Below are 14,713 nucleotides of genomic sequence, written 5' to 3'. Positions count from 1 at the left end.
TGATCTCGAACTTCGAGGCAGGTCCGCCGGTGGTTTGTGGGTGGAGGGGTCACCAGCCTTCGGACCAGAAGGTCGAGTAGGGGGACTTGTCCGGTGCGCCGCCGCGGTCGCCGGCTCCGCCGAAGGTGATGCCGCGCCCGGCGAGGGCCCGGTAGCAGGCGTCCTGGCAGATGTTGCGTGAGGTGCCGCCGTAGCCGATGACCTCGTCAGGCCCGAGGCTGTCGATGACGGTCTCCTCCGCGTGGATGACCGGGCGGCTGGCGGCTCCGTCGGCCTGGACGAACTTCTCGCCGGGGCGCAGTTCCCAGCCGGGCGGCAGGGGGCCGCCGCCCTCGATGGCGATCCGGTTGGTCCAGGTCTTGGTGGCGGTGTTGTAGACGCCGATGACGGCGGTCGTGCCGCGGTCGTTCATCGGGGGTGGGCGCTGGGCCTGGAGTTCCTCGGCCCGGCTCCGGGCCGCCTTGGCGTCGTCCTCGGTGGGCCCGCACTGGTCGGTCGTGCGCGCGGGCCGGGCCTGTGGTGTGTCCTGTACCGCGGTGGCGGGTGTGACCGGGGGGACGCCGGTGTCGGGCAGGGCGGCGTTCCCGGCGGAGGTCCGGCAGGCCTGGACCGGTTCGACCTGGTCGATGACGATCTTCTTGCCGTCGACGGTGGCTGTCGCCTGGCCGCCGTTGGCGACGGCGGAGCGGAAGGCGTCCTGCTGGTCGCCGCGGGCGAGTCCGGCGGTTCGTGCGGCCAGGGCCGTGTAGTGGCCGTTCGGCTTGGGGGCGAGGCCGTCGAACGTGGCGGAGGGGTTGACCTGGCCGGCGTCGGCCTCGGAGGCCCTGGCGAGCGTGTCGGGGGTCAGGTAGGCGGTGACGGGGCGTTTGTCGACCTTGACGTCGTGCTGGCGCCCGTAGGCGTCGAGGGCGCGGGCCTGCGGGGCCCGGGCCGGGCGGTCGCCGCCGGCGGCGGGCGCGTTCGGGTGGCTGGCGGTGGCGCTCGCGGGGCGGGGTGCGTCGCCGCCCCGGGCCATCGACGCCGCCGCCGGGGAGGGTGTGGCCGGCCGGTCGGCCGTGGCCGGCGGCGGGGCGGGCACGCTCTGCAGGGCGGAGGCCATCTCCTGGAGCAGTTGACGGCGCTGCAGCACCATCTGCTGGGCGTCGCCGCGCAGGGCGCCGGCTTCGGCGTTGTAGGCCGTCGTCTCGGTGGTGAGGGCTGCGCGTTCGCCGTCGAGTTCGGTCAGCCGGGTGCGCAGCTGGTCCTTCTCTGTGTCCAGTTGGCCCTGTTCCCCGGCGAGTTGGGCGCCTTCGGCGTCGAGGGCGGCCTTCTCGGAGTCGTAGGCGGCGGCTTCGGCGGCCTGGGCGGGCATCTGGAAGGTGTGCGGCTTGGCGTTGTGCGCGTCCACCTTGGCGTTGTGGGCGTCCACTTTGCCGTTGTGGGCCGCGAACTTGGCGGAGGTGGCGGACGCCTGGGCACTGAGGGCGTCGAGCGCGGTGCCGAGGGCCGTGCCGCGCTGGTCGAGTGACTGCTTCTGCGCGACCAGCGCGCCCGCTCGCTGCGACAGGGGCGCGATCTGCTGTCCGAAGGACGTGATCCGGGAGTTGAGGTCGCCGGAGTAGGCGCCGCTCGTGCGCAGCGGCTGGGGCGCGGCGGCGCTCTCCGCAGCGCCCGGGGCGGGGCTCGCCGCGGGCACTGCGGCGGGCACCGCGGCGAGCCGTCCGGCCGTGACGCGGACGTCGGGCCGCGGCGTCGGTGCTCCGTTTGCCGGGCCGGCGGTGAGAACCGGTACGAGCGCCGCGACGAGGACGAGGCCCAGGACTCGACGCAGCCCGGCCGAGGCGCTGTGATCCGGCGTGGACGGGCCCGGGTGGGCGCTGCTCATCCCTTCACCCCCGCCGCGAACCGGTCGGCGATGGCCGCGGCGGCCGCTTTGCCGTCCCCGGCCTGGCAGAGCGCGACCTGCAGGAGCGCCCGGCCCTTCAGCCGGGCCTGGCGGTAGCAGGACCAGCCGTCGCCGGCGTACTGCCGCGACGTCCAGGCGATCGCGTCCGGGCCGGTCGTGTCACTGCTGTAGTTCCAGGTCGAGGTGGTGCCGTCCTGGTCGGTGCGCACCGCGGTCGGGCAGCCCTCGATGCCGTCGGCCAGCGCCCGGTAGGCGGTCCCGGCCTTGGCGGTGTCCGGGTAGAGGCCGACGGCCTGGGTCACCGTGTAGTCGCCGACGCCCGTCGCGTCCTCGTAGGTCGCCGCGAGGAACGCCGTCCAGTCGTTCCCGTAGACGGTACGGGTGGCCGGGCCGACCGCCGCGGCGCAGTTCGAGGGCTCCGCCGTCAGTTCGGCGGGCGGCTCGCCGGTCCGCGGGCCGGCGACGACGGTGGTCCCGGCCAGGCCGCTGACGTCGTCCGGGCTCAGCAGGTCCGCCTGTACGGTGCCCGCCGCCACGTGCAGGCTCTTCGCGGGGTGCGGGTCGCGCAGCCAGAGCCACCAGGCGCCGCCGGCCAGCCCGAGGCACAGCAGGAGAACCAGGGCCAGGACCAGGGCGGGCGGCCGCCGGGGAGTCCACTTCCGTGGCCGCCCGGGCGAGTCGGGCGGATCGGGCGGCTGCGTCGGCATGGGCGGCGCGACAGGCACGACAGGCGCGACTCCGGTCGTGGGAGGCGGTCCGTACGGAGACGTACCGGCGGGTGGGGGCGCCCAGCGGGGGGACGCGCCCGGGTTCTCGGCGGCCGCCGTGCCGCCCGCGTCGGAGGGTTCGGACTGTTCGGCCATGGCAACCTCGTGATGATCCGTCGGATTCGGGTGCCTGCACGACGACTTGCGCGCATCGCCGGGTCCAGGGTCCCCGACTCCGCGCGGGCCGCACAAGAGTGGTGCGGCCCGCGCGGAGTCGGTGCCGGGACGCGCCGGCGGACGTCGAACCGCTGGAGAACGGTCGGTTCGAACGATGTGTCCGATTCGTCGCCCTGGCCGCGGCCCTCTTCGCCACGTCGAGGGCCTGGTACACCGTCGACACCAACTGGAACGCGAGCATCGCCGCGATCACTGCGCAGAAGCCCCGACCTTCCCCGCCTACTTCAACACCACCCGCCCGGCGGCCGATCCGCCCCTGTCCACCGACAGCACGGCCGTCGGGAAGCTGAACCCGCACACCATCGACTACGGGCCCACCGTCGTCCGCGGGGTGGGACCGCTGTCCATCCCGGCAGCACGGGCGGCGAGCTCGGTGCCGGGCGTTCAGCGGGCGAAGCCGGTGACCACGTCGGTGAACTCGACCTGCGGCTCACCGTCCAGGAGCTCTGGAAAGCGCGCCAGCAGATCGGTCACGTAGGAGGCGGCGAAGTGGGCGTCGCACGCCGCGCGGTCCGCATACCGCTCCGAGACCAGGAGCCGGCCGCCCTCCTGGCGGCCGACCGTGTAGGCCACCGCCCCCTGCTCCTCCTGGGAGCGTTCGGCGACCTGGCACAGGGCCGCCTCGAGAATGTCTTCCTGCCCGGGTCTGGCCTGCAGGATCGCTACCACCATGGTCATCGGACCGCCCTTTCTCTGGGTCAGTGCCCAGCCTGACCGGGACCGCGCAGCGGCTCATAGTAGAAATGCGACAGTCCCTGGCCCAGCAGTGCGGTCGGGCGCCGGCCGGTGAAGTGCCGGAACTCACGGATAAAGTGGTTCTGGTCGTAGAAGCCCGCGCCCAACGCGTCCGGCAGATAACGGCGTTGATCCGACAGCAGCAGGGCACGGGTGAGCCTCTGGAACCTGGCCAGACGCTGGAACCCTTTCGGGCCCACCCCGACCGCCGGCGGGAACGCCCGCTGCAGCCGTCTGGAGCCGACCCCGAGCCGCTCGGCCAGTGCATCCACCCGCATGCCGCCGGGACTGCGGTACACAAGGTCCACTGCCGTGTCCATCCACGGGTCGGCCCGGTGGTGGACGGCGAGCAGCCCGGTGAGGAAGCGATCGAGGGCGTCCGTGCGCGCGCCCGGATCGGTGGCCAGGCGCACCTCGTCGGTCATTCGCCGGCCCGTGGGGCCCCACAGGTCTGTGGCGCTCACCACCTGGTCGGCCATGTCATCGACGCCCGTGCCGAGGAAGTGGCGCAGGGCACTGGCCCGGAACCGGACGGCCACGAAGCCGACCGCCGCTCGTGAGGTCAGTGACCAGCGCGCCTGTCGGAGGCAGAGCAGGTGCGCGGCGGGCAGCGGCTGCGGCGGCAGTCCGTTCGCTCCGCACAGCTCGACCCCGCCCGTCCAGTGGATCCACAGCTCGGCGCCCGTCCCGGGCAGCAGCAGCGGCAGGTCGCCGGCCTCCCCCTCACCCCACCAGTACCGCTCGACGAAGGCTCGCAGGGCCGGCGTCGGTGACGCGTGCGCGATTCGCATGGTTCCCCCACTGTCGGTCCGGCCCGTGACCGGCGGACCGGTGAAGGCCCAGAAGCTCGGTGGGCGGCGGCCCCGGACCCGTATCGCCGGCTGAGGCGGCCGGCCTTCCTAGGCCGTTGCCCGCTGGACACGGTAGCTCCAGCGGGTGAGTGACCTGACGACGGTTTCGGCACCGACGGGGTTGGCGCTGTGGACGAAGACGGCTCCGATCTGAAAGGGCTGTCCGTTGAAGGCGGCTTCTTCCAGGAGGGTCACCACCGGCATGATGGTGTCGTCGCCACCGAGGTCGTGGTCGAGCCACAGCTCGTCGATGAAGCTGTCGCGGTGCTCCTCCAGAAGCCGGATGCCCTCGCGGCCGGTGCGGGCGATCCGCGTGGCCCGGGGGAGGGGGCGGAGGTCGTCTATGCCGAGAACGACGGGTGTCGGCGGGGTGGGGGCTTCCTTCACCGGGTGATTGTCACAGTCGGTGGGCGGGATGACCACGGAGTATTGATGCTCTGCTCGGCGGACGGTGCCCACGTCAAGGTGGGACGGCAGGCTCCAGCGGTCCCGCGTCACCCCGTCGAACGTCAGTGTCAGTGCGGCCCCGTACTGTTCACGGCATGGCAAGTGTGATGTTCGTCGACGAGACGACGGCGGGGGACCGGAGCGACGGGTGGGGGCTGGAGATCCTCGAGGAGAGGCTCACCGTGCGTGAGCTGATCCGGCGCAGGGTGTTCCAGGAGGTCGCCGAGTACAACGCGACGGCACCGCAGGTGTTCCAGGGGCTGGTGCAGCCGCACGACGCCGAGCGGGTGCTGAACGGGTACGCGCTGCGCACGCCGCGCCGGATCGATCCGGAGGCGCAGAGCGAGCTGGCGCTCCGGGCGTTCGCGGGCAACGGCTTCCTGGTGCTGGTGGGGGAGCGCCAGGTCACCGACCCGGAGGAGGAGATCGAGCTCGGGCTCGGCACCGAGGTCACGTTCCTGAAGCTCGTTCCGCTGGTGGGGGGATGACGGTGGTGGACTTCCAGGAGATCGCAGAACTGGTCCGGCGGTATGTGGGGACGGCGGACGACCTCGCCGTCGAGCTGCTGAAGCTGGGAGTCGGGACGTACCGCGGCTACTGGGACGGACGGTGGGACGGCGTCTTCGCCGAGTTGCGCGCGCTGCCGTCCGAGGCCCGGACCGCGCTCGCCGATGCGCTGGTCGGGCAGTACCGCTCGGCCGAGGCCGGCCCGGTCGCCCGCGAGAACATTCTGATCCTGCTGGGTGTCGTCGCGCACGGTCTGCCCGGCGACCGGCTCCCGGCGGAGCGCCTGCAGATGCTCGACGAGCTCGGCCACGAGAACTCCGTGGTGCACAGCCACCGTCACCTGCTCCTCGCCGAGGCCGAACTCAGGGCCGGTCGCCCCCTCACGCCCGAGGTCGTGGCCGTCTTCCGGCGCTCGGCTCTGGACACCTACTGCAGGAAGCCGCTCGTCGAGTTCGCCGGCACACTCACCGAGCCCGTCCTCAACGTCGGTGAGGAATGGGCCGAGCAGGCCCTGCGGGACACCCTTGACGACCCCGGCTGGCAGGCGCTCCTGCGGCACGCGACCACCGCCAGAGCCGCCAAGCCCTCCCGCCCGTGGGAGCGGCAGGCCGAAATCCTGATCCTCGCCCTCGGTGCCGACCGCGTCCGGACCACCGTGCTGCCCTGGCTCACCCTCGTCGGCCGCCGCACCTTCGCGCTGAGCGGCGAACGCATCGGGTCGGACGGACAGAGCGCCTACGACCCGTACAACGCCAACGCCCTGCGCGGACTGACCTGGGTGCTCGCCCTGCTGCCCGCCCATCCGGACACCGCCCGCGCCCTCGGCGCGCTGGTCGAGACCTCCCTCCGGAAGATCCCCGGGCTCGGCCCGCGCAACCCGAAGGTCGCCAACGCTGCCACGACCGCGCTCTCCCGCATCGACGGCGAGGCGGCCCTCGCCGAACTCGCCCGCCTGGCCACCCGCGTGACGTACAAGGGCACGCTCAAGCTGCTCGACACCGCGCTCCAGACCCGGGCCGAGGCGATGGGCCTGTCCCGCGAGGAGATCGAGGAACTCGCCGTCCCCGCCTACGGGCTGACCGGGGTCGGCCGGGCCGAGCCGCGTCTGGGCGAGGCCGCGGCGGTCCTGGAGGTCCGGGGCACCCGAGTGTTCCTCGGCTGGCGCAACGCCGCGGGCAAGGAGGTCAAGAGCGTGCCCGCCGCCGTCAAGCGCGACCATGCCGAGGAGCTCAAGGAGCTGAAGACGGCGGTCAAGGACATCGACAAGATGCTCTCCGCCCAGAGCGAGCGTCTGGACCGGCAGTTCCTCGGCCGCCGCGTCTGGCCCTACGCCGCCTGGCGCGAGCGGTACCTCGACCACCCCCTGGTCGGCACCCTGGCCCGCCGGCTGCTGTGGACGGTCGACGGCACGACCGTCGGATTCGCGGACGGCGAGCTGCGCACCCTCACCGACGACCCGGTACGCGAGGGGAGCGAGGTCAGGCTCTGGCACCCGGTGGACCACGAGTCCGCCCAGGTCGTGGCCTGGCGTGACTGGCTGGAGCGGCACCGGATCACGCAGCCGTTCAAGCAGGCCCACCGCGAGGTGTACCTGCTGACCGACGCCGAGCGCGCGACGGGGACCTACTCCAACCGTTTCGCCGCGCACGTCCTGCGCCAGCACCAGTTCCACTCCCTGACGTCGGTCCGGGGGTGGCGCAACAAGCTGCGCCTGATGGTCGACGACTCGGCCCCGCCCGCCACCCGCGCGCTGCCGCAGTGGGGGTTGCGCGCCGAGTACTGGATCCACGGGGAGGGCGACGAGTACGAGGACAACACCACCGAGTCCGGCAGTTACCTGCGTCTGACCACCGACCAGGTCCGCTTCTACCCGATCGACGCGCCGGAGAACGAGGCGGACTGCTACGGCAGTGAGTACCGCATGTGGCCGAAGGCCGGCGCCGAGCCGGTGGAGCCCGTCCCGATCGCCGAGGTCCCGCCGCTCGTGCTGTCCGAAGTCCTGCGCGACGTGGACCTGTTCGTGGGCGTGGCCAGCATCGGCAACGACCCGGCCTGGCAGGACGGCGGACCGGCGGGCCGCTTCAGGGACTACTGGAACTCGTACGGCTTCGGTGAGCTCGGCCAGGGCGCCGAGACGCGCCGCACGCTGCTGGAGCGGCTCGTGCCCCGGCTGGCGATCGCCGACCGCTGCACCCTCGAGGGCCGTTTCCTGCACGTGAGGGGCGAGCGCCACACGTACAAGATCCACCTCGGCTCGGGGAACATCCTGATGACGCCGAACGACCAGTACCTGTGCATCGTCCCGAAGCCCGCCGCGGCCGCCCCGCAGACCGGCTACCTCCCCTTCGAGGGCGACCGCGTGCTGGCCGTGATCCTCAGCAAGGCGATGATGCTGGCCGAGGACACCAGGATCACGGACCCGACGATCCTGAGCCAGCTCTAGTGATGTGACCGCACACGTCCGCCGGGTCGCCCGATCACGCGGCGAGAACGGGCCTGCTGCACTGGCGCAGGCCCTTCTCGCCGCAGGCGCGGGCGCGCTCCTCGCGGCGGTCGCCCCGTGGCCGGCGCTTCCCGCGTGTGGTCAGGCGACGCGGAGGACGCTCTTGCCGTGGGTGCTGCCTTCGGCGAGGCGTCGCACGGCCAGGGCCAGGTCCCCGAGGGCGTACTCGGCGGTGATGTCCACGCGGACCTTGCCCTCGGCGACGAGGCCGAGTGCGCGGCGGGCACTGTCGGCGAGCCGCTCGGGGTGGGTCCGGCTGAGCAGGTTGCTGTTGTAGGTCAGGAGTGACTTGCCGTGCATGAGGAGGTCGTTGGCGTCGGCGAGGACGGGTTCGTACGTGGCGAGGTTGCCGTATGCCACCAGTCGGCCGTGTGCCGCGAGCTGTTCGAGGCCGGCGGTGCGGGTCGAGCCGCCGACCGGGTCGAGGATGACGTCGGGCTTCCCGTCACCGAGCTCGGCCGGGAACTCCTCGCGGAGCAGGAGCTGATCGTAGCCGAAGTGTGCGGCGTAGTCGGCCCTTTCGGTGGTGCCGACCACACCGACGATCCGGCCCGCTCCGGCCAGTCGGGCGAACTGGGCGGAGAGCGTGCCGACCGAGCCGGCGGCGGCGTGGATCAGCACGCTTTCGCCGGGCCGCACACGCGCGGCGGTGTTGACCAGGTCGTAGGCGGTCGGCGCGCCCCACCCGAGACCTGCGGCCGTCCTCAGCGGCATGCCGCCGATGCCCAAGGTGAGCGTGGCGGGCGCCAGGACCACCTCGGCGTAGGCGCCCGAGGAGGTCAGCGCGGTGACGGCCTCACCGACACGGCGTGCGTCGACACCCGCGCCGACCGCGACGATGTGCCCGGACGCCTCGAACCCCGGGACGAAGGGACGCGGTACGGCGAAGTGGCCGTCCCTGACCATGGTGTCGCCCCACTGGATCCCGGCGTAGGCCACACGGATCGCCACCTGGCCGGGGCCGGGAGCGGGCTCGTCGAGTTCGGCGACCCGGTAGTGGTCGTCGGCGTCGAGAACGACAGCCTTCATGGTGACAGCCCCCTGTGTTGACTCAGTATCCTTACAGTCGAGAAGCGTAGGTATATAAGGTTCCTGAGTCAACCCATGAACCTGTTATTGGACTGGGAGTACGCGGTGGAAGCCCCGATCGAGAACGACCTCTGCACCCGGATCAGGCGGTCGGAGCAGGCGCTGATGGCGCACCACGAGGCCGTACTGCGCGCCTACGGGCTGACCATGACGCAGTACACCGTGCTGCTGACCCTCTCCCGCGAAGGCGGCCTGTCCGGCGCCCAGCTGGCCCGCTCCTGCGGGGTGACGCAGCAGAGCATGAGCAGCGTGCTGACCAACATGGAGACCAAGGAACTGATCCGCCGCGAGACGTCCCCGGTGCACGCCAAGGTGCAGATCGCCACCCTCACCGATGGGGGCCGGACGCTGCTGGACAGCGCCTACCAGGAGGTGATCATCCTTGAGCGCGCGCTCACCGACGCGTTCACGCCCTCCGAGCACGCCGCACTCTGCGAGCTTCTGGAACGCGCCACCACGGTCCTGGTCCAGCAGACGCGCCCCGCGACTGTGCAAGATCGAGGCTAGCGCGCAAGGGTGTCGAACCAGCGCACGATCTGGGGCCCCGCCAGCTTGAAAGACCCGTTGTGGTCGGCCTTTCCGTGGTCGACCACGGGGGCCGTCACACCGTTGCGGGCCAGATCGGCCGCGCAGCTGATGGAGTTGGCGATCGGCACGTCCGTGTCGCCGGCCGCGCTGTGCAGCCGTACGGGCACGTCGGGCTTCCAGTCGCAGGTCCCGTCCTGCGCCTTGAGCGCGGCCAGCAGGCCGCCGTCCGGGTGCCGCAGCCGCTCGTAGAAGCCGTCGGTCAGCAGTTCCTTCACCGAGCCGGGCAGCTTCGTGACGATGTCCTCCTCGGTGTGCCGGGTGTCGAAGAGTCCCTCCACGTACCCCGCGTACGGCTGCCGGAAGGCCTCGGCCGGGTTGTCGTAGACGGGGTGCAGCCGGTTCTGCGCGGTGAGGAAGTACGACATGTAGAAGACACCGCTGATGTCGTTGACGCGGCCGTCGAACAGGGCGGGGATCTCGGCGCCCTGCAAGTCGTACGGTCCGGCGACCGGCGCGAGCGCCCGCAGCCGGAAGTGCGGGTCCGCGCCCCGCGCCAGCTCGCGGCCCAGCGCCATGGCGACCTGGCCGCCCTGCGAGAACCCGGTGCCGTACACGTCTCCGGTGAGCGGCCTGTCAAGCGTACGCGCGGCGGTCCGGGAAGCCCGCAGCATGTCGAGCGAGGCGGAGACGGCGGAAGCGGTGTCCATGTACGGGTGGAGGCCGGGGCCCTTGCCGAGCCCGAGGTAGTCGGGTGCGGCGACGGCGCGGCCCGCGGCGGCGTGCAGATAGGGCGCGTACAGCCCGAAGTCCTTGGCGACGGACGGCGCGTAGTCGCGGTGGACCATCGTGCCGTGGGTGTCGGCCACCAGGTCGAGCCGGCGCTCACCACCCTTGGGGAGCACCAACAGGCCGGTGGCAGTGGTCGGTTCGCCCTGAGGCGTCACGGTCCGGTATGTGAGGCGGTAGCCGCGCACACCGTGGCGCACCGTCGCCGGGTCGATGTCGGCGCCCTTGAGGAACGCGGCGACCTCGGCCTGGCTCAGGTCGGCGACGGGAGTGAGACCGAGAAGGGCCCCGCGCCCCAAGTTCTGCTGGGCCGGGCGGGGTTCGGACGCCGCGACCGCCGGGGCGGCGGCAAGGGCGGCGAGGACGGCGGCGGTCACGGCGGCCAGGGAGTGGCGTACTCGCCTGCGCCGTACGGCCTGTCGGACGAGGGTGCGGGTCGTGGTGTGGGTCATGACGACGACACTACGGAGCCGTCCGCCACCGCGACATCCGACCGTCCCCCCGGCCGGGGGTGTGGCCAGCCCCACCCCGGAACCAGGGAATCCCCCCGGGCGGAGGCGAGTTGGGCCGGCGTCCGGCTGTTCACGCCGCAGCCCATGAGCCGCGGCGGATAAGAAGCAGCGTCGAGGACCGGCGGACCTCAGTCCCGCAGGGTTTCTCCCTGCGGGTCGTAGCAGACGAGCCCGTGCTCGCGAGCCAGACCAGCCGCGTGCTCGGAGACTTCCTCCGCCCTGCTGTAGGACATGAGCAGATAGACCATCGGGCCTGATGCCTCGTCAATGACGGGTGATGACGCCCAGGGGCTGCCAGGGAGATCGTCCGGATACCGCTCGACGAGAGCCCTGATGTACGCCTCGATACGCGGCGAAAGCTCGACGATCAGATCTTCCGATTCGAGATAGCGCTCGTAGAGCTCGTCGAAGATCGCGCCGGCTTCGTCGTTGCTCGGCTGCTCGCCGTCCCATACGGCCAGGTCGTAGCTCATGCGCGAATGATCGCAGGTGCCCACCCGGCTGAGGTCGGCAACCCCCGGCGCACGAGGCGGCGGCTTCGCATCAAGTGGGCGAATTGACCAGACCGTGGTCGCGCCAGTGGCGGAAGAACGCGTAGACCCGGTCCCACGGTGGGAAGTCCGCTATCTCTCGACCAATTCTCCCACATCGCCACGGAAACGAGTCTGGCCCCGCCGCTCGCGCGGCGGGGCCAGACTCCAACTCGGCTCAGTTCAGCGACCTGTGGAAGCGGCGTTCTCTCTCGATGCCGGGTCAGGCGGCGACCTCAGCTGACTCCCGTGACGAAGTTCGGCCCCTACGCCACGAGCTCCAGGTGCGCCAGAGAAACACTGGCCAGGCAATCGCCGCGGCCAGACCACCAACGGCAAAGGCCGTCACCAGCAGGTAAGCGGATCCGCCCCCCGTAGCGAAGACACCGCCGGGGGCACCGGAGTCCAGTGCTACCGCCGTGTCGCCGACCCGCAAGGAATCCGCTCCGTCGTAAAGGAGGACGTCCGTGCGCGTGGAAGTGCCGTCCGCCGCTTTCCAGCCGCCGTAGACGTCACAGGACCCGTGGCTGCAGACCTTCCTGGCGACAGTGAATGTCCCGCTCACTCCGCTGCCGCTCTGCGCTTCCCAAGCCGGCACGAGATCAGGCGCGGCCTTGGCAATGCCGAGGAAGGCTATGAAGGGCAAGCCGATCCAGAGGAATATCGACATGCGCCAGTGGCGCTTCGCGGGGGCATCGCTCATGATCGTGGAGCCTACGAGGTGATCCGGGCTTCGTAAAATCCATTCAGCCGCGAAAATCCCCACAAGGCACATTGCCGGTGGCCGTCGTTCTTCGATCTGCGGACGGCGCGCGAACGCAGACGGGGTCCGGTACCTGATCAGGTACCGGACCCCGTCCGATGCTGGAGCGCCAGGTCCGGGTTGCACGGACTCTTCCTACTGAAAGTAGGACGTGCTCTGGTAGCACGGCTGACGCCTGACGAGGGATCATTCTCCCTCGCGACAGGAAGAATATTAGCAGGTCAGCGACCCTCCATTGAACGGGGTCACGGCGGGAGCCCCGCGCGGGGGCGCGGGGTGGTCACCGGGGTAGCGGCGAGGCCTTGCGGAGGAGTTCTTCGGTGGTGCAGGTCTGGTCAGGGTCTGTGACGAGACAGATGTCGAAGCCTTGGCCGTCCCGCTGGACCTGGGCTTCGAGGTCGCACAGCCCCCCGGTTGAAGCGGCGGTGCCGTCCGACACCGTGAACCAGTCGCCCTCGGTCGCGGAGTCCGAGGCTGTGAGGGTCCGCGGCGAGGCGGCGTCCCGCACGTAGAACCGCCACCTGCCGGCCGTCATGCTCGACGGGCACCTGTAGTCGGGCACGGCATGGTTGATCCCGCTCGCCGTCAAGCTGTGGTCGGCGGCCATGTGTACTCTGGCGCCGGCCGTATTGCCCCAGTCGCCGACCAGGTCGGCCTGTTGGATCACGGTTGCCTCGCCGCCGGCGCCCGCGCACGAGGTGCATCCGAGGGCCAGCAGTCCGAGGGCTGCCGCAACCCGCCCGAAGGGCCTGTTGAGCCGGTGGGCCGCGCGCCGCGTCCTGCCGCCCGCCCGCCCTGCCGGCTGCCCAGCCTTGTCGGCTTCGGCTGGGAAGTCTCGCATCGGCTCCGTGCCCCACTCGTCGGTTCGACTGTCTCGGCCGCTACCCTGCCAGATCTCTTGAACATGTTCAATTAGCGGTCGGTGGATCCGTTCGGGCCGCCCGCCGAAGCCGCCGCAGGCCACCCGCTCGGGTACGGTCCCCGAGGTGGCGCCGGGACCCGGAACCTGCACGAAGTGTCCTCCCCGCACCCGCGGGGGTCACCCGGGCTGCACTCTGGTGCCCGAGCCGGATGCCGTGTCGTGCCCGGCTGTTCGCAACTGGTGCTGATCGAGGAAGGCTGGCCCGCCGATGGCCGCGAGGGCCTCCAGCGCGCCGGCCCGCACCCTGGGCGCCGGGGCGGGACGGGAACGCACCTGCTGCAGGCTGGGGCCGGCTGCGGGGCCGATCGCTTTGAAGGCCCAGACGGCTCGCTGCCGGACCTCGTGGTCCGGGTCTCCCAGCGTCGGAACGATCCGGTCGACGAACCTCGCCGCGGCCTTTCCCTGGGTCTGGAAGGCGAAGAGCGCGTCGCTTCGGACCCGGGGGTGCGGGTGGTCCAGCAGTGGCACGTAGACCGCGTGGTCGGCCACCTCCAATCTCCCCAGCGCCCACCCGGTCCTCCGGGCGACCTCGGGCGAGTCCGCCGCCGCGGAGGCCTGTGCCAAGGGCAGGAGAGCGGGCTCCCCGATCCGGCACAGGACGTCCGCCGAGACGGCCCAGTCGACCGGTGACCGCTCGTCGCAGAGCAGCTCCAGCACCGCCGCGACGATTTCCTTCCCCTGCTCGACGAGCGCATCGCGGGCCGACCGGGTGTCGTTCCAGGCACCGGAGAGTTCGTCGACCGGCAGGTGCTTGTCCATGGCGGGCACCCTAACCAGGCGCTCTGACAATCGCGCCGAGCGGGTGGCGGACGGGCGGCGCCGGTGTCGGTGGGCCTCGAGCCCACCCGTTGCGAGCGTGCGGGGCAGGCGCGCGCCGTGCGCCGCGCGCCTGCCGAGGGGGGCATCCGGTGGGTCAGCCGCTGACCTCCAGGGTGGTGGGCCAGCGGTCGCCGATCTTGGCGAACAGCGCCTTGATGTGGTCGGGGTGCAGCTTGACGCAGCCGTACGAGCGGTAGTCCTGGTCGCCGTCCCAGCGGGTGGACTCGGGCTCCTTGGCGGTGCCCTGGCTGCCGTCCGCCTTCATCTCGCTGTGGATGAACAGGTCGGACCGCAGGGTGCCGTCGGAGCACTTCTTGTCGGAGAGGGCGATGGCGAAGCCCTTGATGACGCGGTCCCGGTGGGTCTCGTGCCCCTCGATCCGGTAGGTGCCGTCAGGCAGCCAGCCCTTGTTGGTCCGGCAGCTGTCCCGGCCCTCGGCGCTCGCGCCCAGGCCGGACCCGGCCCGGTAGGAGGCGACGGTCCGGCCGTCGACGCGCAGCGAGAGGGTGGAGCGGTCGGGGTGCTCGTGGTTCTTCACGAAGGTCAGCCGGACGCCGTCGTCCGCCGCCTGCGCCGCGTGCGACGTGGACGTGGTGCCGGCCGTGAGGGCGGCCGTCAGGCCGGCGGCGAGCAGCAGCGTGGTGAGGGGGGACCGCCGGTGGGTGGTGCGGGGGGAGTGCGAGCGGGTCGTGCGCATGTCCTGCTCCTGTCCTGTCTGTTTCCGGGGTGGAGGGCCGCCGTGGGCCGTGGGCCGTGAGTCTCGGGCCGGGTTCCGGCGACGTCACCGAGCCTCCCGGCCGCCGGGGTTGGCCGTCCATCAGGTGCGGAACAGTGGAACTTGCACTCTGTCTTGCACCGCGCTGACCTGCGCCTGAGCGCCCCGCGGTGCAGA

15 protein-coding genes are annotated in these 14,713 nt (G+C 71.7%); 3 read left to right on the top strand and 12 right to left on the bottom strand.

The features are described 5' to 3' along the window. Positions 1-49: 49 nt before the first annotated feature. The 5 genes from ACYP53_RS19890 to ACYP53_RS19870 all read right to left on the bottom strand — a co-directional run bounded on the left by ACYP53_RS19890 (position 50) and on the right by ACYP53_RS19870 (position 4,838). Entirely contained in the window at positions 50-1,864 is a 1,815-nt protein-coding gene (locus ACYP53_RS19890) for a DNA polymerase III subunit gamma/tau domain-containing protein (RefSeq protein ID WP_459648339.1), read from the bottom strand. Further along, entirely contained in the window at positions 1,861-2,592 is a 732-nt protein-coding gene (locus tag ACYP53_RS19885; protein WP_459648338.1) for a sensor domain-containing protein, read from the bottom strand. The genes ACYP53_RS19890 and ACYP53_RS19885 overlap by 4 nt, the downstream gene beginning before the upstream one ends. A gap of 621 nt (positions 2,593-3,213) precedes the next feature. Beyond that, on the bottom strand, positions 3,214-3,507 hold the full coding sequence (locus tag ACYP53_RS19880; RefSeq protein WP_459648337.1) for a putative quinol monooxygenase: 294 nt from the start codon (positions 3,505-3,507) through the stop codon (positions 3,214-3,216). A 20-nt stretch (positions 3,508-3,527) separates the two neighbouring features. Continuing rightward, on the bottom strand, positions 3,528-4,355 hold the full coding sequence (locus ACYP53_RS19875) for a helix-turn-helix domain-containing protein (RefSeq protein ID WP_459648336.1): 828 nt from the start codon (positions 4,353-4,355) through the stop codon (positions 3,528-3,530). A gap of 108 nt (positions 4,356-4,463) precedes the next feature. Continuing rightward, a complete protein-coding gene (locus ACYP53_RS19870) occupies positions 4,464-4,838 on the bottom strand; it encodes a cyclic-phosphate processing receiver domain-containing protein (protein WP_459648335.1) in 375 nt (124 codons plus the stop codon). A 119-nt stretch (positions 4,839-4,957) separates the two neighbouring features. On the opposite strand from ACYP53_RS19870, the gene ACYP53_RS19865 reads away from it, so the two are divergent. Together ACYP53_RS19865 and ACYP53_RS19860 are read left to right on the top strand one after the other, a co-directional pair. Continuing rightward, positions 4,958-5,350 (top strand): hypothetical protein, encoded by a 393-nt coding sequence (locus ACYP53_RS19865; protein WP_459648334.1) that lies wholly within the window; start codon positions 4,958-4,960, stop codon positions 5,348-5,350. Continuing rightward, positions 5,347-7,812, top strand: coding sequence for a DUF4132 domain-containing protein (locus ACYP53_RS19860; protein WP_459648333.1), 2,466 nt, complete (start codon positions 5,347-5,349; stop codon positions 7,810-7,812). Before ACYP53_RS19865 ends, ACYP53_RS19860 begins: the two co-directional genes overlap by 4 nt. A gap of 141 nt (positions 7,813-7,953) precedes the next feature. On the opposite strand, the gene ACYP53_RS19855 is transcribed toward ACYP53_RS19860, so the two are convergent. Further along, a complete protein-coding gene (locus tag ACYP53_RS19855; protein ID WP_459648332.1) occupies positions 7,954-8,901 on the bottom strand; it encodes a quinone oxidoreductase family protein in 948 nt (315 codons plus the stop codon). Positions 8,902-8,976: 75 nt separating this feature from the next. Between ACYP53_RS19855 and ACYP53_RS19850 the strand changes: the two genes are divergently transcribed. After that, on the top strand, positions 8,977-9,468 hold the full coding sequence (locus ACYP53_RS19850) for a MarR family winged helix-turn-helix transcriptional regulator (RefSeq protein ID WP_459648331.1): 492 nt from the start codon (positions 8,977-8,979) through the stop codon (positions 9,466-9,468). Here ACYP53_RS19850 and ACYP53_RS19845 read toward each other — a convergent pair. The 6 genes from ACYP53_RS19845 to ACYP53_RS19820 all read right to left on the bottom strand — a co-directional run bounded on the left by ACYP53_RS19845 (position 9,465) and on the right by ACYP53_RS19820 (position 14,518). Then, positions 9,465-10,727 carry an alpha/beta hydrolase gene (locus ACYP53_RS19845; protein WP_459648330.1) on the bottom strand — a complete coding sequence of 421 codons (1,263 nt, stop codon included), beginning with the start codon at positions 10,725-10,727 and terminating at the stop codon, positions 9,465-9,467. The two genes, ACYP53_RS19850 and ACYP53_RS19845, sit on opposite strands and share 4 nt — an antisense overlap. A gap of 188 nt (positions 10,728-10,915) precedes the next feature. Beyond that, the gene (locus ACYP53_RS19840) at positions 10,916-11,260 is read right to left on the bottom strand and encodes a hypothetical protein (protein WP_459648329.1); all 345 of its coding nucleotides are present in this window, start codon (positions 11,258-11,260) and stop codon (positions 10,916-10,918) included. Positions 11,261-11,540: 280 nt separating this feature from the next. Beyond that, on the bottom strand, positions 11,541-12,020 hold the full coding sequence (locus ACYP53_RS19835; RefSeq protein ID WP_459648328.1) for a hypothetical protein: 480 nt from the start codon (positions 12,018-12,020) through the stop codon (positions 11,541-11,543). 340 nt (positions 12,021-12,360) lie between these two features. After that, positions 12,361-12,747 carry a hypothetical protein gene (locus ACYP53_RS19830; protein WP_459648327.1) on the bottom strand — a complete coding sequence of 129 codons (387 nt, stop codon included), beginning with the start codon at positions 12,745-12,747 and terminating at the stop codon, positions 12,361-12,363. Between the two features lie 372 nt (positions 12,748-13,119). Next, positions 13,120-13,761, bottom strand: a complete 642-nt coding sequence (locus ACYP53_RS19825) for a HEAT repeat domain-containing protein (protein ID WP_459648326.1) — start codon at positions 13,759-13,761, stop codon at positions 13,120-13,122. Positions 13,762-13,915: 154 nt separating this feature from the next. Beyond that, entirely contained in the window at positions 13,916-14,518 is a 603-nt protein-coding gene (locus ACYP53_RS19820) for a L,D-transpeptidase (RefSeq protein WP_189914264.1), read from the bottom strand. Positions 14,519-14,713 lie beyond the last annotated feature (195 nt).

It is taken from the genome of Kitasatospora sp. Ki12 (genome assembly GCF_054601375.1).
Note: the sequence above shows the minus strand (reverse complement) of the source record. Positions and strands in the feature narration are given on the sequence as shown.

What these genes read in the sequence shown, in the direction of transcription:
- ACYP53_RS19890 (WP_459648339.1), bottom strand. Translation starts at nt 1,864, where the DNA reads ATGAGCAGCGCCCACCCGGGCCCGTCCACGCCGGATCACAGCGCCTCG.
- ACYP53_RS19885 (WP_459648338.1), bottom strand. Translation starts at nt 2,592, where the DNA reads ATGCCGACGCAGCCGCCCGATCCGCCCGACTCGCCCGGGCGGCCACGG.
- ACYP53_RS19880 (WP_459648337.1), bottom strand. Translation starts at nt 3,507, where the DNA reads ATGACCATGGTGGTAGCGATCCTGCAGGCCAGACCCGGGCAGGAAGAC.
- ACYP53_RS19875 (WP_459648336.1), bottom strand. Translation starts at nt 4,355, where the DNA reads ATGCGAATCGCGCACGCGTCACCGACGCCGGCCCTGCGAGCCTTCGTC.
- ACYP53_RS19865 (WP_459648334.1), top strand. Translation starts at nt 4,958, where the DNA reads ATGGCAAGTGTGATGTTCGTCGACGAGACGACGGCGGGGGACCGGAGC.
- ACYP53_RS19860 (WP_459648333.1), top strand. Translation starts at nt 5,347, where the DNA reads ATGACGGTGGTGGACTTCCAGGAGATCGCAGAACTGGTCCGGCGGTAT.
- ACYP53_RS19855 (WP_459648332.1), bottom strand. Translation starts at nt 8,901, where the DNA reads ATGAAGGCTGTCGTTCTCGACGCCGACGACCACTACCGGGTCGCCGAA.
- ACYP53_RS19850 (WP_459648331.1), top strand. Translation starts at nt 8,977, where the DNA reads ATGAACCTGTTATTGGACTGGGAGTACGCGGTGGAAGCCCCGATCGAG.
- ACYP53_RS19845 (WP_459648330.1), bottom strand. Translation starts at nt 10,727, where the DNA reads ATGACCCACACCACGACCCGCACCCTCGTCCGACAGGCCGTACGGCGC.
- ACYP53_RS19840 (WP_459648329.1), bottom strand. Translation starts at nt 11,260, where the DNA reads ATGAGCTACGACCTGGCCGTATGGGACGGCGAGCAGCCGAGCAACGAC.
- ACYP53_RS19835 (WP_459648328.1), bottom strand. Translation starts at nt 12,020, where the DNA reads ATGAGCGATGCCCCCGCGAAGCGCCACTGGCGCATGTCGATATTCCTC.
- ACYP53_RS19825 (WP_459648326.1), bottom strand. Translation starts at nt 13,761, where the DNA reads ATGGACAAGCACCTGCCGGTCGACGAACTCTCCGGTGCCTGGAACGAC.
- ACYP53_RS19820 (WP_189914264.1), bottom strand. Translation starts at nt 14,518, where the DNA reads ATGCGCACGACCCGCTCGCACTCCCCCCGCACCACCCACCGGCGGTCC.